Genomic DNA, 21746 nt, shown 5'->3' with positions numbered 1-21746 from the left:
AAATTTATGAAACAAATTATTATAACGGCAATAAAAAAGCGTTGGCTTTTTGTTGCGCTGTTTACCCTATTGGCTGTTTTTGGCTATTATTCTTGGAAACAACTGGCTGTAGAAGCTTACCCTGATATTGCAGATGTAACCTCGCAAGTGGTAACGCAAGTACCTGGTTTAGCGGCAGAAGAGGTAGAACAACAAATATCAATTCCTATTGAAAGGGCCTTAAATGGTTTACCTGGTATGCATGTAATGCGCAGTAGATCCTTATTTGGTTTATCATTAATTACAATGGTTTTTGATGATGGCACCGATGATTATTGGGCAAGGCAACGGATACAAGAACGACTTACCGATGTTACTTTACCTTTTGGTGCAGTGCCTGGTTTAGATCCGCTAACCTCTCCAACCGGAGAGATTTATCGTTACATTATTGAAAGTAAAAATCATGATCTACGGTCGCTAACCGATTTGCAGAACTGGGTTATTATTCCAAAGATAAAGCAAGTTCAAGGCGTTGCAGATGTAACCAATTTTGGAGGAATAACCACCCAATATCAGATAGAAATTGATCCTGCAAAACTCGCACAGTTTCAACTTTCTCTTAATGATATTCAAATCGCCATAAATAGCAACAATGCAAATGCTGGTGGAAGTATTCTAAATCGAGGAGAACAAGCCTATGTTATCCGTGGAATTGGTTTAGTTAAGGATTTACCTGCTTTGGGCAATGTTGTAGTTAAAACCATTAAAGGCGTACCTGTTTTTGTGAAAGATTTGGGCGAACTGAAATATGGAACATTGGAGCGTAAAGGGATATTGGGCTACACCGATCGTAATGTGAATTACAATGATGGTATTGAAGGAATTGTAGTGATGTTAAAAGGACAAAATCCATCGGTAGTATTAGCAGGAATACACAAAGCGGCAAATGAGCTTAACAACAATATTTTGCCCAAAGGCGTAACTATACGCCCCTATCTGGATAGGACAAATTTGGTTAACACTACGCTTAATACGGTATCACATACTCTTTTAGAAGGCATGGCACTGGTTATTGTTGTGCTCATTATCTTTCTTGGAAGCTGGCGAGGCGCATTAATTGTAGCCGTAACGGTTCCTATTTCTTTATTAATTGCCTTTATATTAATGCATTTCACAAAAATACCTGCTAATCTCCTCTCCCTTGGCGCTATAGATTTTGGAATTATTGTAGATGGAGCCATTGTAATGCTCGAAACCATCCTAAAGAAAAGAGAAGCAAATGAAAATGACGAACTGGAAGAAATCTCTATAGGCAAAAGAGCGTTAGCAGTTGCAAAACCTATTCTGTTTTCAACTATAATTATCATCACTGCGTACTTACCACTATTTTCCTTTGAAAGAGTAGAAAAAAAGTTGTTTACTCCAATGGCATTTACCGTGGGTTATGCCCTGCTAGGTGCTTTAGCTGTTGCCCTATTATTGATTCCTGGTTTGGCATACGCTGTTTATAAAAAACCTGGCAAAATATACCATAACAAATGGTTGGAAAAATTATCTCTATGGTATCGCAATCGCATTACTAATATTTTAAAAAAGCCTAAAAAAGTATTTCTCCCTTTGATTTTGGTCCTATCGTCCGCAATTGTTTTATCCATCACAGTAGGTAAAGATTTTTTGCCACCTCTTGATGAAGGTTCTATCTGGTTGCAAGTATCGCTTCCGCCAGGAATTACGCTCGAAAAATCAAAGGAAATGAGTAATATCCTTAGAAAAGTTACCTTAAAACATCCTGAAATTACTTATGTAAATGTGCAAGCAGGCCGAAATGATGATGGAACGGATTATTTTACGCCTTCTCATTATGAGGTTTCCATTGGTTTAAAGCCTTACAACGAGTGGAAAACAGGGCGCAACAAAGCAGATTTAATAGAAACACTTTCTAAAGAATATGCAGCTTTACCGGGCTATTCCGTTGCTTTTACCCAACCAATGATTGATGGTGTTATGGATAAAATAGCCGGTGCCCACAGCGAGTTGGTGGTTAAAGTTTTTGGAAATGATTTTAAAGAAACCAGACGTATTACAGATCAGGTTGTAAAAACATTGCACCAGGTTAAAGGTGCTGTAGATATTGCAATAGATCAGGAACCACCGCTACCACAACTGCAAGTGACCGTAAATAGAGATGCCGTTGCAAAATATGGGCTAAACATGAGCGATGTTGCCGAACTGATAGAGGTTGCTATTGGCGGAAAAGCAGTTGCACAGGTATTTGCTGGAGATCGGGTTTACGATGTTGTTTGTCGCTATAAAGAAGATAGCAGAAATAGCCCCGATAAAATCGCTAATCTAATGCTACATTCTTCATCAGGTGCATTAATTCCACTATCTCAGGTGGCTGAGGTAAAAACCAATCTGGGAGAAAGTTCAATTTCCAGAGAAATGAATAGAAGACAACTCACCGTTAGGCTAAATTTAAGAGGCAATGATTTGACCAATTTTCTAAAGAAAGCTCAACAAAAAATAAAAAACAATGTAAAGTACGACCCCGAGAAATATAAAATTGAATGGGGCGGTCAATTTGAAAACCAAAACCGTGCTTATTCAAAATTGGCTATTGTTACTCCATTGGTATTAGCCATTATGTTCCTTTTACTTTATGCGGCTTTTGGTAAATTTAGGCAGGCGGCATTAATTTTAGGAATTGTTCCATTGGCGCTTTTCGGCGGAATGTTGGCACTCAATTTAAGAGGCATGACATTAAATGTATCTTCTGCCGTAGGCTTTATTGCATTATTTGGTGTATCCATACAAAATGGAGTAATACTTATTTCGCATATAAACGATCTCCGTAAAGAAGGTAACGATTTATTAAAAGCAGTAATAGAAGGTGCACGGCATCGCTTCCGCCCAGTACTTATGACGGCTACCGTTGCAGCTTTAGGTCTGCTCCCAGCCTCATTGGCTACAGGGATAGGTTCTGATGTGCAACGCCCCCTCGCTACAGTTATAGTTTACGGTTTGTTTGCAGCCACCGCAATTACATTATTTGTTATGCCTGCTCTTTATTATTTACTTGAAAATAAATGGGGTAAGAACGATTTTAATTCACCCAACTCAATCCAAAATTGATATGAAACATAAATATATTCTATCCATAATCTTAATATTTGGCTTTTTTCAAGCATGTGCACAAATTAATGTAGATTCTTTAAAGCTATCTATAGAACAATACCTAAACCTGGTTGGGCAAAAAAACATTGCTTACGCAGCTCAAAAATATGATGTAAGCATAGCTGAAGCAGGAATTGAAAGTGCCCGTATTTTTCCCGATCCTCAATTTTCTGCCGGATTATTTGATAATCAACACGCTAAACTACAATTAAGCCGGGGTGTTACACTTGGGTTATCAACCACATTAGAGCTTGGTGGCAAAAGAACAGCCAGAATTAAACTGGCAAAAAGTGAAACTGAATTAAACAAAAATTTATTACTTGATTACTTACGCAATTTAAGGGCTGATGCTGCAATAGCTTATTATACCGCAATAGAGCAACATTTTTTGCTCCAATTAAGCTTACAATCCTACCAAACAATGAAACAAATTGCTAATGCGGATTCCATTCGACATAAACTGGGTTCAATTTCTGAAACTGATGCCAGACAATCCAAACTGGAAGCAAGCAATCTCCAAAATAGCGTTTATCAAAATATGGCCGATTGGAAAAGCGCCAGAATAATAATGAGTACCTATATTGGAAGCAAAAACCCTGATACATTGATTTGTCCTGCAACGAATTTTGAGAATTTAGATCGTTCACTTAATTTTAAATCACTGGTGGAACAAGCACAAAATAACCGATCAGATATTTTAGCTGCATTAAATAGCAAAAAAGTAGCAACAAAAAACCTTGCATTAGTTAAAGCAAATCGGGTAATTGATTTAGGTGTAAATGCCGGGCTTCAATTTAATGGAGAATCTACAAATGAAGGTGCCCCAAGTCCTTACTACAAAACGGTTACTGCAGGAATTAGCGTTCCCTTAAAATTTTCAAATAGATATAAAGGAGATCTAAAAGCTGCACATTTTACTATTGAACAAACAGAATTAAGGTATGAAAGCATTTTGCAACAAATTAAAGCAGAAGTTTCTCAGGCATATTTAAACTATATAGCAGCGCAAAAGCAAAGCAAACAATATCAAAATGGGTTGTTGGCCGAAGGAAAAAAGATACTGGATGCCAAAATATACAGCTATAAAAGAGGTGATACTTCCTTACTTGAATTACTAAATGCTCAAAGAACGTATAATGATATGCAACAGGCTTTTTATGAAGCCCAAACAAATTATGCAAAGGCTTTAGTTGAGCTTGAAAGGGCTTCAGGAATCTGGGATATTAAATAATTTTGGCTTATGATAAAAAAGGTCTTAGCAATCCCCTAAGACCTTTTAATCGTTGTTTTATAAAATGGAGCTTAATTTAAACCTGTAATATCCATCTTACATCAAAAGCATCCGTAATTTCTATGAGCTTTTCTTCATAATTTCTGTCCAAAAAAGCCTTTTTATTAAACTCTAATTTTTCAACGAGTGCTTTTCTGGCTTCAGTATTTTTACACCTGACAAAAATTGCCATATAATTTCCGGGTATCCTTCCCTCATCATGCACCAAATCAGAACCATAAATTACAATACCATCTGATACCAATGAACCACTAATAACAGGCATTTCATTATAGCCTTGCAGTTGTTTTTCAAAAGTTACAAATTGTATTGTACCACCAAAACAGTTTTGGTAAAATGTGAGTGCCTCCTTACAATTCCCAGAAAAGGTAAGAAAAATAGCACTCTCAAATTTATTATGGTTAAGGTTAGTCATAACAGTACGTTTAAGCATCTGGAATTTCTGGTTCTACCAATTTTATCAACTTCTCTAAAGATTCTTGCCAGCCCAAATAGCACATTTCGGCAGGTATTACTGCAGGAATGCCCTCTTGCAACACTTTAAGCTCAGTTCCGCATAAAACTTTGTTCAACTGTATGGTAGTTATCATTTCTCCTGGCAAATTAGGATCGTCGAACTTATCGCTATATTTAATAAATGAGTTTGGCTTAATTTCAAGGTAAGTTCCTCCAAATGAATGCCCATTTCCCGTACTGAAATTAGTAAAGGTCATCTTAAATTTGCCACCTTCTTTAAAATCCATTTCCTGTACGGTGCATAAAAAACCATATGGTGGTAGCCAGGTTGCATGAGCTACAGAATCTGCAAATGCTCTAAATACTTTTTCTGGGCTCGCCTTGATTACCCTGTGCAAAGAAACTGAGTTATTTTCCATTGTTATTTAAATTTAGTTTTTGATTATACTGGTAAGACACTATAAGTATGGCTAAAACAATAAGCGGCATTACCATATATCCTATGTTTTTATCTACACATGCATGACTGATAAATGCAAAAATCAGATTAAAAGTGAATCCTGCATATGCCCACTCCTTTAGCTTAGCTGGTGCCTTAGGATAAATAATTACCAATGCACCAAGTACTTTGCAAATGATAAGCGCATAGGCAAAGTAATTGGGATAGCCCAATGCTTTTGTACCTACGGTTACATACTCTGGCGCAAAAAGAAGAGTACCTAGTGGCATTACACCTTCCCAAAGTACGATGATGACCGTTGCCACCCAAAAGATGATTTTATTCCTTTTCATTTTATTAGTTATTAATGATTTATAAATTAGTTTGATTCAACGTATTTCACAAAATTGTTTATGATGGACTGCCATCCTTGTTTTTGAAACTCTGGATCGTTTTGCGTCTCAGGATCAAAAGTGGTTGCCAAGTGGGTTTTACCATCCTGCTCAGTAAATAAAGTTGTAGCCTGCCTGCCATCTTCAAGTGTGTAAGTAATTTCCTGATTTACTACAACACTATCATAGGTTCCTTCAAAGTCAAACCCAAAACTTCCATCCTTCGCTTCCATCCTATTTTTAAACTTACCGCCAACTCTTAAATCATTTTCACTGCTTGGCGTATGCCAGCTAGGATCTGGGGTATTCCATTTCATAATATCACTTGGCGTATTCCAAGCTTTCCATACACTTGCTACAGGAGCATTCACTGTTGCTTCTACTGTAATTCTTGCTAATTGTGTCATTTTGTTTAGGTTAAATTTATAACTCAAAAATACGGCAGAGATTAAAAATATTGCTGTTGCGAAAACGACAAATAAGGGGTGAATTATGACAAAATAATTTCTACCTTGTATCTAAATAAGATTTATTTATATGCAGATTTCTGTATTTGTACCGGAGTATGGAGTAATTGAAGCTGTAACTCCACCTTTTAGAACCTTCCATACCGCCAACGAGTTTTTAACCGCATTTGGTAAAAAACCAATTTTTAAGGTTGAATATGTTGGTTTAAATGAATATGTACCCGCAAACAATGGCGAATACATGGTAAAAACTGATCGGTTGCTTAAAGATGTAACCGAAACAGACTTACTAATTATACCGCCTACTTTTGGTGATACCACAAAAGGTATTAACGCCAATGCAGAAGCCATTCCTTATTTTAAAAAGCTACACAATAACGGGTCAATCCTCGCCAGTTTATGTATTGGTGCTTTTCTTTTAGCCGAAACAGGTTTACTTGATGGCAAAAAATGTTCAACACACTGGGCTTATATTAACGAATTTAAAGAAAGATACCCCAATGTAGGTGTAGAAGATGGCGCAATAATAACAGAACACGATAATATTTATAGCAGCGGCGGCGCAAGCAGCTTGTGGAATTTGATACTCTATCTGGTAGAAAAGTTTTCTGATAGAGAAATTGCTATAATGGTTTCCAAATACTTTGCCTTGGATATCGGACGAGATAGTCAATCTCAATTTGCCATATTTAAGGGGCAGAGAAATCATGGTGATGACGATATTCAAAAAGTTCAGGACTATATTGAAAAAAACTATAGCGATAAAATATCAATAGAAACTTTAGCAAAAGTAATTAATTCTGGCAGAAGAACCTTTGAAAGAAGATTTAAGGAAGCTACAAATAACACTCCACTCGAGTATATACAAAGAGTAAGAATAGAAGCCGCAAAAACTTTTTTTGAAGCGTCGAGAAAAAATGTTACCGAAATAATGTTTGACGTTGGTTATACAGATACAAAATCATTTAGAGATATATTTAAAAAACTTACAGGGCTTACTCCAATTGAATACAGAAATAAGTTTGCAAGGTTATCCAATTAGATATGCTTGAAAAAGCCCCCTTTTTTGTCGAATTGATTTAGCTATACACCAAGTTACGCCTCCATAGCCCTAACCCTATTTCAGAAGAAAATTTTCAATAAAACAACGTTAAACATAAAAATGTTTGCATATTGTTGTCGCGTATACTATATTTGTGACAACAATAAATAAATTCCATGAGAAAATTAGATTTTGCGTCTCTTCAAGTTAGAGATTTAGACATTTCAAAAGATTTTTACATTAATAAGCTAGGATTTGAAATATCTGTTTCATCGCCGGAAGCCTGTGTTTTTAGCTATAAACAGGGGGAGGCCAGTTTTGCCATCAGAAAGCCATTAGCAAATTTGGAGGGAAAAGAACTAGGCGTAGGTATTTCATTGTGGTTTGCTATAAACGGCACTATTGAGGATTTGGAACATCAGCTCACCAAAAACAAAGTAAAGTTGATGGGACCTGTTACCACCACTCCCTTTGGAAAAATCCTCATCGCTAAAGATCCTGACGGATATAATATAACATTCCTTCAAGCCAATTAATTGCAAGTGTTATGGATAATCAGCTTGTAAAATATTGGATTCTTGTAGCTTCAAAAGACCATGTTAAAAAAGGATTGGCAGAAGGTATTGCGCAAGCTTGCCACGGAAAGTCATCCCCTCTAAAAAGAATGCATAAAGGTGATTTTATCATTTACTATTCTGGAAAACAAACCATGGGTCAACCACAACCTTGCCAACAGTTTACCGCTATTGGTAAAGTAATGGATGATGATATTTATCAGTTTCAGGTTTCTGACGACTTTTGCCCCTCGAGGCGAAATATAGTTTTTTTGCCTAGTAAAGATATTTCTATCTTACCTTTGATAAACGAACTGGATTTTATCCAGAATAAAAAAAGCTGGGGCTATCCTTTTCGTTTTGGCTTTTTTGAGATCAAAAAGCACGACTTTGAATTGATATCTTCACAAATGTTAAAACAAGATAATGCCTAAAAAAATAGAATTTCATTTTAAAAGCCCTCTTGATAGCCCAGGTTACTTGCTAGGACAATTAACCATGTTGTGGCAACGTAAATTGAAGCGTGTACTTGATCCACTAGACTTAACCCATACGCAATTTGCTTTACTATGTGCGTTGGCTTGGCTTTCTAAGGAAAATGATAATGTTACTCAAATTGATATTGCCAATCAAGGTAACGCCGATCGAATGATGGTATCTAAGGTATTACGCACTTTGGAAGAAAAAAAATTCATCAACAGAAAAGAACATAAAACCGATACCAGGGCAAAAACTATTAGTTTAACCGAGGTTGGAGAAACAATACTTCAAAAAGCTATTATCTGTGTAGAAACTGCAGACTTAGAATTTTTTTCTATGCTGAACGAAAATCTTCCTAGCTTTAATTCAAAAATGGCGTCGCTAATAGAAACCAATAAAAACGACTAATCTAAATAAATTATTAATTCAATAATGCCGCACAATTCAAGCCTTTTAATATAATGAATTGATTGCAATAGGCTGTTTTTGAAAATTAAATTCCCATCACATTACTCTATAAATTACGTAACATACTGCAGGCCACACCCTTTTTGCAGACTGATTGACTTTTTTTTTATAATAAAATTTGCGAAACCGAAAAGTTGCACATATATTTGCAACCAAATAGTTTCATATAGTTACAATAATTATGAGAAGAGATGTTTTTCAAGCCATAGCAGATCCAACGAGAAGGGCTATTATTACATTAATTGCTTTGCAGGCGATGACACCAAATGCCATTGCAGAAAACTTTAATACAACCCGGCAAGCGGTATCAAAACATTTGCGTATCCTCAGCGAGTGCGAACTTATCAAACAAGAATCTCAGGGCAGAGAAATTTATTATTCTCTTGAAGTAGACAAAATGAAAGAAATAGACAAATGGTTAGCGCAGTTTAGAGCGATTTGGGAAACCAAGTTTAACCAACTAGATGAGCTGTTAGAAAAAATGAAAACACAAACTAAAAAATAAAAAATCATGGAAACGAACCTATTATTTGAATTTACAGTTAACAAACCTGAAAAAACTGTATACATTACCAGAGAATTTGCTGCAGAACTTCCATTAGTATGGGATGCATTTACAAAAAAAGAGCTATTGGATCAATGGGTGGCACCTAAACCGTGGTCGGCCAAAACTAAGCACATGAATTTCGAAGTTGGTGGTCGTAGATTTTACGCTATGGTAAGTCCAGAAGGAATGGAGCGCTGGGCTTTACAGGAATACACTTCTATTACACCAAAAACTAATTTTAAGATGTATAACACTTTTGCAGATGCGGATGAAAATGCAGAATTACCTGGCTCGGCTTGGAATTATGACTTCAGTGAGCAAAATGGCATCACAAAAGTAGACATTACTATTGTAAACGAATCGCTTTCCCGTTTAGAAAAGATGATTGAAATGGGCTTTGAAATAGGCTTTAAAATGAGTATTGATAACCTTGATAATTTATTAGCAACATTATCTAAAAAATAAGAAAATTGGAAATCGATTAAAAAGTGAAGCACTTTTCTTCTAATTAATTCTTAAAATAAAAAAGCAGTTTTTTTTTCTAAAGCTGCTTTTTTGTTTACTACTGTAGCACTATGCAACATTATTGAGTTCTTGGCGTCATTACGAAAAGTATAAAAATTTTTCGAGACAATTAACCCTATTAACGCCAGTGCAAAACAATTTTTACGTCAAAAATATTCTTTCAAAGATCCGGCATTATCTTATTATAGTTTCTTTTAGCTTTATTTTACCCACGCTTTGTTGGTCTCAACAAATATCTGCGCAAAACAAACTCACCCATCAACTTGAATGTTTAAACTCGGCTTTTAGTGCTGGAGATGAGAAAGTTTTCGACCAAATAGTGGAACTTAGCAGCCTAAGAGAATTATTTGCTTCGGTAGTAAAGGAAAATATAAAGAGAGCGCCTGGTAAATTTAGAATCATATCCATCAAGGGAAATACAGCTCAGGTATTTATAAGCGGACTCTTTTTACATGGTAATTCTGGAGACGAAACTAATACATCCACAAAATATACAGGAATTTACAGGTTTACATTCTCTGAAGAATCTTGGAGATTAGTGGAACGTATAGAAATAGACCGTTTGAACATCATCAAAAAGCAAGGTCTTGGAATGGTTGTCAACCCGGGATTGGACATAAAAATTATCGACACATTGACAATTGATGTGAATGATCGTTTGGGATTTGCAGCAAAGTTGAACCATAAGGCGGTTTTGGAAAAGGTTTTATTAAACGGTTTGGCAGTTGATTACCTTTTTAGTGGTGGCATGCTATGGTTAAATTCACAACCGAAGAAAAATCAGCAGTTGATTATCAAGTATTCAATAGAAGTAGATAAAGATGAAAAAAACACAAATAGCAGTTATTTCGGATCATCTTACGGACATCTCAGGAACCAATACTTTTGGCATCCATTCTTTAGCTTTTCGAGTCCTAATGATAGGGCACATTTCAAAGTTCATTGTCAAATTCCAAAATCTTTCCAACTAGCAACAAGTTTATCACAAAGGGATAGCCTTTCTGGAGATAATAGGATCATTATTGGAAGTTCTGAAATACCAACATTTGGATTATCTATTTATTACGATAAAAATTGGAATATTAAAACATTGAAGAAGGATCAGATCGATCTGGTTATCTACGCAACACCGGATTTCGCTCCGAGCAATGCGTTATTGTACGATCAGTTTTCTAAAAATTACGACATCCTACGGGAAACCTTTGGTAATCCGATCAGCAATTATTTCGGGATTGTGCAAGATCGTACTGGTGGAAATGGTTGGAAGAACAGAGCAAATAGTGTTGTTGTTGCCGGAAATAGCGGAAGTTATTTGATCACCGACAAGCCCAATCCCCGGGCTATTTTTGGGCATGAGGTTGCCCATGGCTGGACGAATCCTACAGGGCCCGCCACTAATTTTCTGATGGAAGGATGGGCTACATATGCCGAATCAATTTTGTTAAAAAGTACCTACGGCGATTCAATTGTACGACCGTTCTTCCAATCGCAAAAGCAAAACTATCTCAATGGAAATTTTGACGGAAAAAAGAATTTGTGGGATGACTATAGCAACAGTGGAATATCTTATTCTAAAGGCGCATGGTTGTTCTACATGCTGGAAACTCAGTTGGGCAGAGAAAAATTTTTAGTGGGAATGAGAAAGTTTATTGGTGCAGATGAACATACAATTCAGGCTTTTATCAAAGAAATGAGCAGGGTTGCTAACAAGAATATGAAACCTTTTATAGTTTCTTGGTTAAAAAGTAAACAAATCCCTTGTCTTAAAGTTAAGTCTTCCAAATCTAAAATAGAAATATTGCAAGAGGGCGAGCCATTATTTTTTCAACTTGAAATTCAAATACTTTTGAAAGATGGAACTCGTTTGAACAAAATTCTTGATTTTAAATCCGGCAGACAATTATTAACGTTAGAGGAAGGAGAAATAGAAAGTTGGATTATTGATCCTAACCAAAAACTCCTCTATCAGTTGAAGTTATATTAAGTATCTGAAAATCTATTTAAACAAAAAAAGCAACTTTATACAAGTTGCTTTATTATGTTATCTTCCTTTGAATTATTTTGACTTCTTTAAAACGCTTTTTAAATTAGCCATAAATCTTTTACCATCTTCTTCTGTACGGATAGCTTTTGAAAGGCTATCTTCATAGGAATTATTGCTTGTGCGTCTTGTTTCTCCAGACGCTTTTTGGTGGCTAGCCACTTTCTTAAAATGTTCTAGCTGTTGTTGCATACGTGGATTCATATTACAAATATAATAATAAAATTTATTTTAATGAAAACATATAATAACCATATAATTGTTTTCTATCCCTTGAGTAGTCAAATGGCTCAATAATAGGTTTAAAGAGTGGATTTCCTTGTCCATCTCTTTCCACATCTATTTTATTTCTCAATAGTTTAACATACCAATCTACCCCAACACAAACAAAAAAATCTGACATTAATTCTTTATTTAGTATAAACATACTATGGTATAGATTTGCACGAATATCATCGGAACCATCTAAACCAATAATGCTATCTTGTTTATCATTCAAAAAATAATAGGCAACAAAAATAGCAGTCGATAAAACTTTGCTTACATCGTGATGTTTGAGTCTTATCTTATCATCTATCGCCCCATTTTCATCAACTGGACCTAAACAGAGATTATAAACATTCGATAAGAAGGGATCTGGATGCAAAGAAAGTTTAACATGTATTGGTATAGGCTCTCCATTTGTCTGTGGTGCATCGAATTCTGCAATTAATTCAATACCATTATCATTTACAGCAGTTATAACATAAATATTTTGCAGATCTAATCTTACCATTTTCAAATATACGAATATGAAAAAATCTATATTATCTATAATTTAAAAGGACTCTTTGAGTGAAATCAATATGCTAATTGAGCTGTTACGACAATAAACCTTGAACCAAAAATCAGGCTTAATTTTTTCTACTCTAAGATTTGCAAATTGTCCAAAATTAAATTAGTGCGTTATTCTAACCATTTTGTGAACGAATTAAATTGAGATAAGCGATTTTTTGAAAATTCTGCAAGTATAACATGCCAGCATATCTTTTGGGCTTAAAATATCATCATCCCAACCGAAATTTCAATTTTTAAACGGAGATGTAAGAATCAATATGATACACTTTATCCAATTCCAGATGCGCCTTTAGGTTTTCTTCTCCAATTGTATCCAATAGTTCTGTTATGCCATAATAATTAATTGCAGCAATAATATCAACAGAGGAAAGCACCTTATAGGTTGCTGTTTCTGAAGGATTAAATTTATGTGTTGCCAAAGTCAATTCAACACAAATTGGCTTAGCGCTTATTAATTCATTTTTCATATTCGGTGCTCAATAAGTTCTCATTTTGAAGTTTATTTAAAAAGATGTTGTTAGAATATTCTTTGTTCCAGTTTGAAATTACCATCATCATATTGCTTAACTTAAACGGTTTTTATTAGTAGCTTCTTTATCAATTTACTATTCAAACACTTACCAATTAAAGCAAGCGAGCGGCATCCACCAACCGCATGCTTGCTATCTCACTTTTCATCCCATGCCTAACTATTAACATCTGAAAGAATCATTAAATTTCTTTCTTCTTAGCAAATTTGTCTTTGATTATTGTTTTGTGATTTTAAACTCTGTTCTTCTGTTTAACTGGTGCGCTGCTTCTGAACATTTTACACCATTAGCACACTTATTCAACAGCCTACTTTCTCCATAACCTTTAGCTGTGATCCTGTTTTTATCAATGCCGTGATCAATAATATATTGAACGGCAGAATTTGCCCTACTTTGTGATAACCATTGATTATATTGATCGTTACCTCTGCTATCGGTATGCGAGCCTAATTCAATCCAAATTGTTGGATTATCCTTTAAGATTTTAACCAGTTTATCTAATTCTATAGCTGCATCAGGCCTGATATTCGATTGATCAAAATCATAATAAATATTCTCAATCTTTATTGCTTTTTCGAGTTCAATTTCCTCCAAGTAAAGGTTCTTTTTGATTTCAGTAGAAACCGCTAAATTGTTTGTTGTAAATGTTCCAACATCAGCCCTATAATTGGTTTTCTCCCCCGTTAAATTATAGTCAGACTCCCTTTCGAGGTTAAACCTGAAACTGCCTTCTTCATCTGTTTGTACTTTCATTGCTTGTCCGTTTACTTTAGAAAGCGTGACAATGGCATTTACTAATGGCTGATTACTCTTTTTGTCGAACACCTTGCCAATCAATTTGAAAGCTAAAATTTGGTCTTCGGTAAAACTATAGATATCGTCACTGCCGGCTCCGCCTATTCTATTTGAAGTAAAATATCCACTTAATGGCGAAGTTTTTAAATAGGTAAAATCATCTTGTGGAGAGTTTGTTGGGTAACCCAGATTTTTGGGTTCGGTAAATTTCCAGCTGACTATTTTGGCTTTGAAAACATCCAAGCCGCCCATCCCTACCCGACCGTCAGAACTAAAATAAATATTATTCTCAGAATCAATTATAGGTGAGCGTTCATTGCCTTCTGTATTAATCTCTTTTAAATTTACAGGCAGCTCCCAATCGTTTTTTTCAGTACGTCGACTTACATAAATATCTGTTCCACCTAATCCCTTTGGCATATTTGAAACAAAATAAAGGCTATTACCATCAGCAGAGATAAAAGGATCACCTACAGAATAATCGTCTACTTTGTTGTATTTGAAAGGAATAGGGGCTGCCCATTTACCATCTGCATCTTTTTTACTCGAATAAATTTCAACGTTAACTGTCGCTAGTTTTCCATTAACATAGACAGGCTTTTTAGGCATTTTAGTTAATGTAAAAAACATTTCATTTCCATCTCTGGTAAAACTTGCAGGTCCCACATGGTAATCTGCATGTATATTGAAATTATAAATACTGTCTTTATCTTTTCTAAAGAGCTTTAGATAATGATTTCCTGTCCAGCCATAAATCAAACGATCTGGTTTTTTAGCACCATCAAATTTTAAGAATGGTCTGTTTCCAGATGCTTTATCTTTTGAAGTATTTCCACGATCTGATGAAAAAATTAGGTTATTTTCGTAAACGGTGGCGCCCCAATCTGATTGTGGGCTGTTTAATTTTTTCTCATTTACAATTGCTATTGCCGTTGGGTTTTTCATCCAAAATCTGGCAGAATCACAACTCAACAGCCAAAGATTTTGCTGCTTTGCATCAACATTTTTATTTAATCCAATATACTTTTGGTACTGCGCCTTTGCTTCTGCATATTTAGAATTTTGTTGCAATGCTTTAGCATATTGCAATATGTTTTCAGGATCGGTTTTTGTCATTCCAGCAGCTATTGCATACCAGCTTTCTATTTGTTTATAATCATTTTGATACCTGTAGGCCTGTGCAAGCCTTTCTGCCGCATGAAGTGTTGGTTTCTTTTTATAGGCCTGCTCATATAAATCAATAGCTTTACTAAAATTATAAAGATCATATTGTTTATCCGCTTCGAGCAATACATATTGTGCAAGCACCTTACTTTGATATGAAAATAATATGGTGGCAAAAAGAATTAATCTGTTTATATATTTTTTCATGCTTTCTTTATTGATTTAAATGCATATCGACGATTAAAAATATCTCGGCGTAAGCATTCTCACATTTTTTCTATTGAATAAATAACTGATTGAAATTTCGTGTGTACCACCGCTATATCCTTGAAGAGGGCCAATGGAAAAATCATAAGCATAGCCAATCCTAATGTTTTCGGTTGGTAAAAATTGTACAGCTGCAACTGCCGAATTCAATTGACTTAAATCTTTTTGAAGATAATTTTTATCATAAAGTTTTACACCTGTTCGATATGAACCACCCACCCAGAATTTACTGGCGAAAATTATAAAAGCGTTCAAATCTAAGCTTGTTGGCCCACCACGGTCATCCTTTAATAAGAAAGATGGTTTTAATAAAATGTCTTGATTTAATGGCACTAATAAGCCTGCTGTTAAATAATAATGTGGTTTTGGTTGCGCAATAAAGGCATACCTATCAATGTTGATATATTGAGAGACTAAATTATCTGCCGATAAACCTGCATAAAAACGATCATTTGAAAAGTAAACACCAACCCTTGCATCAGGTATAATTGTACTTTGTACGCCTGCTGGCTGATAAAGTTCAGGATTGTTAGGATTTAACTTTGCACCATCAATACCCAACTGTACCGCTCCTACCCCTAAACCAAATGCCAACCTTGCAGAACCGTCGTTATTCATTCTTATTCTGTAGGCGTAATTTCCATAAATAGATTCATTGCGTTGGGCGCCTAAACGATCGCTTGAGATTTGTAACGCAAGCCCAACATTTCCGTCATTTGCAATAGCATCAACAGCTATGGACATGGTTTTTGGTGCACCAGTAATCCCGGTCCACTGATTACGGTAAAACGCATGAACATTTAATTGCTCTTTATATCCGGCATAAGCTGGGTTGATATAAATCCCATTGAACATATACTGACTGAACTGTGCATCCTGTTGGGCTTTGACCATACTGGATAAGAAAAGTAGCAAGCTTAGTATCTGTAATATTCTTTTCATGTTTTCAATTGTGTTCTTGTGATTTAATCCATCAAATAACTTAAATAGGATAAGCCTTTGAATACTTGACAGGTTTATTATTTAAATGCTCTAATTAGGGTAATATATCCTTTAAACACCTGCCATTCACTTCCTGAGGCTTCTTTAACACGAAGGACATAATAGTAGGTTCCTTCATTTAGGCCATCTCCCGTCCAGTCATTTCGATAGTTATCTGATTTATATACTTGATTACCCCAACGATTTACGATCATCAGATCATTTTCGGCAAATAACTCTAACCCTTTAATTTCGAACGTATCGTTATTTCCATCTCCGTTAGGCGTGTAAAGGTTAGGGATAAATAATGTCGAGCCCGAAACGGCAAGCTTGGTAAAGAAACCACCGTTGGCAGCCATATCTGCTGATAATGCGATGTTATTACGAGTATGTACGCCCGGAGCAGGATTTGTACCCTTTAAAATATCCCATTTATCGCCACTTACATAACGGGAAATTGCTGCATTTTCATCTTTAAAAAGATTGCCATTGGTAATGCTATTGTGCTGCAAAATCATTGAAACCGTAGCAGCAGGTGAACCATAGATGTGCCAAACCCGATCCATTCCAAGCAATGTGTTTTTTATTGCTTTTGATGCCGCAGCATAATCCTGAACACTAACATATAACTTGTTAGCACTTTGAGGAGTTAACGTTACTGGTGTATAATCACCTTCGGAAATACCCACTGGAAAAACAAATGAATCTGCGCCTGCATATTCTTTAATCATGTGCCCAACAATGCTATTGCCGGTAACCACCATACGATCTTTGCTGTAATTTGTAATTTTTCCATTGTTACTAAAAGCTAAATTCTTACCATTTAAAATTACATCGGCACCATTTATGGCAAGATCTAAAGTACCTCCAATATTTAAGGCAGCTGATGAAGCTCCACCTGGATTAACAGTCCCGAAACCGGGATCTGTAACATCATTTAATAAAATGTTATTTGCATTGCGATGCTCCAATAATAGGTTGATAAAGCCTGAATTATTTCCATCTATATTGCTCGGCCCAGACGGCATGGTGGTATAGAAAGGATTATTCCCCGGATTGTAAATCACGATTTTCCCAGCTCCGGTAAAGGTTGCACCTGGAGCTACCCAAATGTTTTTACTGTAAATTTCCAACGTACCATCAATTTGCCAGTTTGCATTTGGTCCAAAATAGGTACCCTCGCTAAAACGCTGCTCTGTTGTGCCAGTAGAAACGGTAACAACAGAATTATCGACAGTCATGCTTCCAGATCCTGTTTGGGCAATACTGGTTTGTAGTGAGCATGCAAACGAGATAAATATTAATAACTGTAAATGTCCTTTCATAATTTCTCCTTTTAAAAAAAGATAGTAATCTATATTCTGCTACTTCCAGTAATTCCAAACTGTACCATTAAACACGGCTAGCGCCTTTCTATCGGTGTCATAACACATCATACCCGGATAAGGGCTTTTCACATTTAAATGCGGGCTGGAAATCTTCGGTAAAACCAAAGCTTTATCTATAGACTCTAGCACCAAAACGCCATCTACTGTTGTTGATCTCGATCCAATTACTGTTTGTTTGCCGTTGTCTACGGTTCCGCTATAAGGAACAAGGGAGGTACTATTGCCTACATCGGATAATCCAATCCACGTATTATTTTGATACATTTTGACCTTTAAGTCTGTTTTATCAAATAAGAATGTTCCATTAGCTGGCGTAATAGGTAAAGTTTCAACTGCCGGCAAAATAATTCCTTTTGTATCGCCTGTAGCAAAGTCCAATAAGGCTGAGCCGTCAACTGATTTTTTTTCAATCGCTGTTTGGGCACTTGCAATACTGCAAAATCCTAAACTGATGATTAATAGCATGAAGTATTTTTTCATTGTATTGATGTTAATTCGTTTAAGGATTACAATCTTTTTCCAAACATTTCCATGAAGTGCCATTGTATAGCTTTACACAAGCTGCACCGATATCGTAAATCAGCATACCTTCTACTGGATTTGTTATTGCTGAAGAAGAGCTAACCCGGGTAATTACAAAACCTTTTTTCTTAGATTCTATCACAATAAATCCATTGGATACATTAGCTGGCCAACCTGTTGTACCACCTGTAAAACCCACCAAATCAGAAATACCAGTTTTGCTGGTTTCTCCCGGCGCATCGAAATTGCCTAATTGTGTACAATCGGTTGACTCGAGAGCTGATGAAAAATTATCGTATAAATAATAAACGGCGTTTGCTGTTGGCAGATTTGTATGTCCTTCCCTTAGTTGTCCAATAGTCATGTATTCTTCACCTCCTACTGCTGTGTATTCTAATGTTACCTGCACCCAAGCGTTTCTGGATTCGGCCCCATATACAGCGGTATTACTTGCGGGAATTAATACTCTACCGCTTCCAAAACTATTCCTGAGTGGTGCATAACCAGCATTACTTGATGGAGAACCGTCAGTAACGGTGTTGGTATTACTGGGTGATGAAGTAGAAAATACTGCTCCGATATAGCCTTGCTCTGCAGCAGGAAGATCCACATAAGTCATTGGTGGTAATAGCCTGGTTGGCGAGGCGCCATTCAAATGCGCTACATAAAAAGAGAAACGGTAGGTAATGCCAGCTATTAAAGGAGCAGATAACCTATTGGTAAGATATTCTTTATAATTAGTAAATGTATTGCTAACCTCTGCATAAGCGCCTGCAAAACCAGTTCCATTTTGAGCAATTAATGCCGTTGGATTTAAAGTTAAACTTGAACCACTAACAGGTGTACAAACATTAAAATAATCTGGAGTACCTAAAGTGGTTGGCTGTGTCCAGCCTGTAGCTCTGATTAATTGCCCTTGGTTATTTGGACATGCAGAAAAAATTTCAAAATTAGGATTACTGATATTTTGCGAATTTGCGGATAGGCTCATCAATAAAAGAAAGGCCACATTTTTTATCAAACCTAAATGCAGCTTGACAGATACTTTTGCAACAGCAGCACAATTATTATACACAGACAATATGAATAAGGATATATCTTTCATGATGCAAACTTGATATCCCCCTCTCCTTTTGCTATAGGAAAGGGGATATTGAATTAATATTTTGAATACTGTTAGGGCTTTTTTGTATAGAAATAGCTTACTTTTTGATTAATAAGTACTCCAGTTTTTTCAATCGCTCTTCTAAGTCGTTAGTTTTATTTTGTAGTGCTTTGATTTCTTTGTCCTTTAGGCTCAAGGCATCATTCATTTCAATTACATGTAGATAAAGTTCTTCTAACTTCTCAAGCTGCTGTACAGAAAGCTGCGTTAAATCAATGGTATAACCAGATTTACTTTTCGCTAATTCATCAATAGGCGTTACACCCGGTAAGTGTTTGTTGGCTTTAATATATTCAGCAACTTCTTTCAATGATTTGAATTTGTAATCTTTATAGATTTTCGAAAAACCATCAAAATAATCTTCAAATACATAATCAGCATAAACGCTATTGGTTGTATAAATTTTACCAGTTGTAGAAATATCACCGGCAACATGAAGCATTGGGTTAATAGTCGCAGAGCCTACTGTAAACGAAGGAATCGTATTTGCACCAATAGCTACAGCGCCTGTTTGATAAATATTTTGAGCATTAGTAGTAGCTTGCGCTGTGGTTCCTTGCACTTGCCAAGGTTCAACTATTAAATTACTAGGAGAAATTGTTTTTAAAACACCATCTACATCAGCAACTATCATTTTATCTGTTGTAATGTTTCCTGTAATGGTATTGATATCTCTAATACGAACATTACCATTGCCTACATCTAATTTTTCTGTTGGATTACTTTCATTAATACCGATATTTCCATTTCCCTCAATTTTCATTCTGGTTTCTCCCAAAGCATTAGCCCCAGGACTGGTAACAAACTCAATAGGTGAAGGATTTAGTGTTACATGTGTTCCAAAAGATATTCCATTCATTTCGCCCATGGCGAACATTTGAAGATAATTATCTGAAAATAAACTCATATCAAAAACCGAACTTGTTCCATTAGCATTGATGTCATCTGTAGATAATCTAAAACGAGCCCTGTCTGGGTTGGATCCATGTAAAGTAGCATAACCGCCACCTGTCTCTAAATCAAACGATCCCGTTGTGCCTTTAAAAGTTAAACTACGCCCATTAAAGTCTAATTCACGATCGGCAGTAAGAGAACCATTTGCATTATAAATGTTATTTGCAGCTAAAGACGAAGCATTTACCGTTTTTAATACACCGTTTGGATCAGCGACCACTATTTTATCAGTTGAGACACCTGTTTGTAAACCTGCAACAGCTAATGTATTTGCTACTGTTGTTGTAATGGTAGTGGGTTTGGTTAATGCACCTCCCAATTGAATATCACTTGATGATTTTGTTAAGCCATTACTCGCAGTAATTTTACTATTGATTACATAAGAATCAGTTGCAGTACCTGCACCAGTAACACTAATGTCTGTACCTGCTGTTGTTACCCCTCCTTGACCAGCAGCACCTGTTGTTCCTGTTGCACCAATTGGGCCTTGAGCACCTTGAGCACCCGGATCTCCTTTTGCACCTTTAATATTTCCGTTTGAAACCCAGCTTGTACCATTGTAAACATAGGTATCGCCCGTGGTTGTATTAATATAAGTATCGCCTGTTGCGCCAGTTCCAGTTGGAGCGGTGGTACCACTTGTTAATGATGTACCGTTGGTTCCATTTGTACCAGCAGCACCCGTATCTCCTTTTGCACCTTTAATATTTCCGTTCGAAACCCAGCTAGTACCGTTGTAAACATAGGTATCGCCCGTGGTTGTATTAATATAAGTATCGCCTGTTGCGCCAGTTCCAGTTGGAGCGGTGGTACCACTTGTTAATGATGTACCGTTGATTCCATTTGTACCAGCAGCACCCGTATCTCCTTTTGCGCCTTTAATATTTCCATTTGAAACCCAGCTCGTACCGTTGTAAACATAGGTATCGCCCGTGGTTGTATTAATATAAGTATCGCCTGTTGTACCAGTTCCAGTTGGAGCGGTGGTACCACTTGTTAATGATGTACCGTTGGTTCCATTTGTACCAGCAGCACCCGTATCTCCTTTTGCACCTTTAATATTTCCATTTGAAACCCAGCTTGTACCATTGTAAACATAGGTATCGCCTGTAGTTGTATTAATATAAGTATCGCCTGTTGCGCCAGTTCCAGTTGGAGCTGTGGTACCACTTGTTAATGATGTACCGTTGGTTCCATTTGTACCAGCAGCACCTGTATCACCTTTTGCACCTTTAATATTTCCATTTGAAACCCAGCTTGTACCATTGTAAACATAAGTATCGCCCGT

General features: G+C 36.2%; 23 protein-coding genes. 9 read left to right on the top strand and 14 right to left on the bottom strand.

Features of this window, described 5'->3' with window-relative positions:
* The first annotated feature begins 6 nt into the window (after window positions 1-6).
* Both EHC72_RS07530 and EHC72_RS07525 read left to right on the top strand, forming a co-directional pair.
* The gene (locus EHC72_RS07530; RefSeq protein WP_131537063.1) at window positions 7-3111 is read left to right on the top strand and encodes an efflux RND transporter permease subunit; all 3105 of its coding nucleotides are present in this window, start codon (window positions 7-9) and stop codon (window positions 3109-3111) included.
* A 1-nt stretch (window position 3112) separates the two neighbouring features.
* Complete coding sequence (locus EHC72_RS07525; RefSeq protein WP_131537062.1) at window positions 3113-4384, top strand: TolC family protein; 1272 nt, start codon at window positions 3113-3115, stop codon at window positions 4382-4384.
* A gap of 76 nt (window positions 4385-4460) precedes the next feature.
* Here the strand turns inward: EHC72_RS07525 and EHC72_RS07520 are convergent, their stop codons facing one another.
* The 4 genes from EHC72_RS07520 to EHC72_RS07505 are packed head-to-tail and all read right to left on the bottom strand — an operon-like array spanning window position 4461 to window position 6138.
* Window positions 4461-4859 (bottom strand): VOC family protein, encoded by a 399-nt coding sequence (locus tag EHC72_RS07520; protein WP_131537061.1) that lies wholly within the window; start codon window positions 4857-4859, stop codon window positions 4461-4463.
* 10 nt (window positions 4860-4869) lie between these two features.
* Window positions 4870-5319: an SRPBCC family protein gene (locus tag EHC72_RS07515; protein WP_131537060.1), complete on the bottom strand. Its 450-nt coding sequence runs from the start codon at window positions 5317-5319 to the stop codon at window positions 4870-4872.
* The gene (locus EHC72_RS07510) at window positions 5309-5692 is read right to left on the bottom strand and encodes a DoxX family protein (protein ID WP_131537059.1); all 384 of its coding nucleotides are present in this window, start codon (window positions 5690-5692) and stop codon (window positions 5309-5311) included. Before EHC72_RS07510 ends, EHC72_RS07515 begins: the two co-directional genes overlap by 11 nt.
* A gap of 26 nt (window positions 5693-5718) precedes the next feature.
* Window positions 5719-6138, bottom strand: coding sequence for an SRPBCC family protein (locus tag EHC72_RS07505; protein ID WP_131537058.1), 420 nt, complete (start codon window positions 6136-6138; stop codon window positions 5719-5721).
* Between the two features lie 130 nt (window positions 6139-6268).
* Between EHC72_RS07505 and EHC72_RS07500 the strand changes: the two genes are divergently transcribed.
* From EHC72_RS07500 to EHC72_RS07470, 7 genes are all read left to right on the top strand, one after another.
* A complete protein-coding gene (locus EHC72_RS07500) occupies window positions 6269-7240 on the top strand; it encodes a GlxA family transcriptional regulator (RefSeq protein ID WP_131537057.1) in 972 nt (323 codons plus the stop codon).
* A gap of 176 nt (window positions 7241-7416) precedes the next feature.
* A complete protein-coding gene (locus EHC72_RS07495; RefSeq protein ID WP_131537056.1) occupies window positions 7417-7776 on the top strand; it encodes a VOC family protein in 360 nt (119 codons plus the stop codon).
* An 11-nt stretch (window positions 7777-7787) separates the two neighbouring features.
* Window positions 7788-8228 (top strand): EVE domain-containing protein, encoded by a 441-nt coding sequence (locus tag EHC72_RS07490; RefSeq protein WP_131537055.1) that lies wholly within the window; start codon window positions 7788-7790, stop codon window positions 8226-8228.
* On the top strand, window positions 8221-8682 hold the full coding sequence (locus tag EHC72_RS07485) for a MarR family winged helix-turn-helix transcriptional regulator (protein ID WP_131537054.1): 462 nt from the start codon (window positions 8221-8223) through the stop codon (window positions 8680-8682). The genes EHC72_RS07490 and EHC72_RS07485 overlap by 8 nt, the downstream gene beginning before the upstream one ends.
* A 241-nt stretch (window positions 8683-8923) precedes the next feature.
* Window positions 8924-9247: an ArsR/SmtB family transcription factor gene (locus EHC72_RS07480; protein WP_131537053.1), complete on the top strand. Its 324-nt coding sequence runs from the start codon at window positions 8924-8926 to the stop codon at window positions 9245-9247.
* Between the two features lie 6 nt (window positions 9248-9253).
* Window positions 9254-9754: an SRPBCC family protein gene (locus EHC72_RS07475; protein WP_131537052.1), complete on the top strand. Its 501-nt coding sequence runs from the start codon at window positions 9254-9256 to the stop codon at window positions 9752-9754.
* Window positions 9755-10133: 379 nt separating this feature from the next.
* Window positions 10134-11798: a M1 family aminopeptidase gene (locus EHC72_RS07470; RefSeq protein WP_131537051.1), complete on the top strand. Its 1665-nt coding sequence runs from the start codon at window positions 10134-10136 to the stop codon at window positions 11796-11798.
* Between the two features lie 72 nt (window positions 11799-11870).
* Here EHC72_RS07470 and EHC72_RS22630 read toward each other — a convergent pair whose 3' ends face one another.
* The 10 genes from EHC72_RS22630 to EHC72_RS23180 form a co-directional block, all read right to left on the bottom strand.
* On the bottom strand, window positions 11871-12047 hold the full coding sequence (locus EHC72_RS22630) for a hypothetical protein (protein WP_211660290.1): 177 nt from the start codon (window positions 12045-12047) through the stop codon (window positions 11871-11873).
* A gap of 34 nt (window positions 12048-12081) precedes the next feature.
* Window positions 12082-12630 carry a DUF6934 family protein gene (locus EHC72_RS07465; protein ID WP_131537050.1) on the bottom strand — a complete coding sequence of 183 codons (549 nt, stop codon included), beginning with the start codon at window positions 12628-12630 and terminating at the stop codon, window positions 12082-12084.
* Window positions 12631-12925: 295 nt separating this feature from the next.
* Window positions 12926-13159: a hypothetical protein gene (locus EHC72_RS07460; protein WP_131537049.1), complete on the bottom strand. Its 234-nt coding sequence runs from the start codon at window positions 13157-13159 to the stop codon at window positions 12926-12928.
* Between the two features lie 279 nt (window positions 13160-13438).
* Window positions 13439-15388, bottom strand: a complete 1950-nt coding sequence (locus EHC72_RS07455; protein WP_131537048.1) for an OmpA family protein — start codon at window positions 15386-15388, stop codon at window positions 13439-13441.
* Between the two features lie 33 nt (window positions 15389-15421).
* Window positions 15422-16390 carry a PorP/SprF family type IX secretion system membrane protein gene (locus tag EHC72_RS07450; protein WP_131537047.1) on the bottom strand — a complete coding sequence of 323 codons (969 nt, stop codon included), beginning with the start codon at window positions 16388-16390 and terminating at the stop codon, window positions 15422-15424.
* A gap of 77 nt (window positions 16391-16467) precedes the next feature.
* Window positions 16468-17754, bottom strand: a complete 1287-nt coding sequence (locus EHC72_RS23065) for a gliding motility-associated C-terminal domain-containing protein (RefSeq protein WP_246029399.1) — start codon at window positions 17752-17754, stop codon at window positions 16468-16470.
* 39 nt (window positions 17755-17793) lie between these two features.
* The gene (locus tag EHC72_RS07440) at window positions 17794-18297 is read right to left on the bottom strand and encodes a hypothetical protein (protein WP_131537046.1); all 504 of its coding nucleotides are present in this window, start codon (window positions 18295-18297) and stop codon (window positions 17794-17796) included.
* 19 nt (window positions 18298-18316) lie between these two features.
* Window positions 18317-19444 carry a hypothetical protein gene (locus tag EHC72_RS07435; RefSeq protein ID WP_131537045.1) on the bottom strand — a complete coding sequence of 376 codons (1128 nt, stop codon included), beginning with the start codon at window positions 19442-19444 and terminating at the stop codon, window positions 18317-18319.
* Between the two features lie 97 nt (window positions 19445-19541).
* Window positions 19542-20777, bottom strand: coding sequence for a tropomyosin (locus EHC72_RS07430; RefSeq protein ID WP_131537044.1), 1236 nt, complete (start codon window positions 20775-20777; stop codon window positions 19542-19544).
* Between the two features lie 116 nt (window positions 20778-20893).
* A complete protein-coding gene (locus EHC72_RS23180; RefSeq protein WP_262711059.1) occupies window positions 20894-21016 on the bottom strand; it encodes a hypothetical protein in 123 nt (40 codons plus the stop codon).
* Between the last annotated feature and the right edge of the window lie 730 nt (window positions 21017-21746).

The organism is Pedobacter nototheniae (assembly GCF_004335085.1).
Taxonomy (GTDB): Bacteria; Bacteroidota; Bacteroidia; order Sphingobacteriales; family Sphingobacteriaceae; genus Pedobacter; species Pedobacter nototheniae.
Note: the sequence above shows the minus strand (reverse complement) of the source record. Positions and strands in the feature narration are given on the sequence as shown.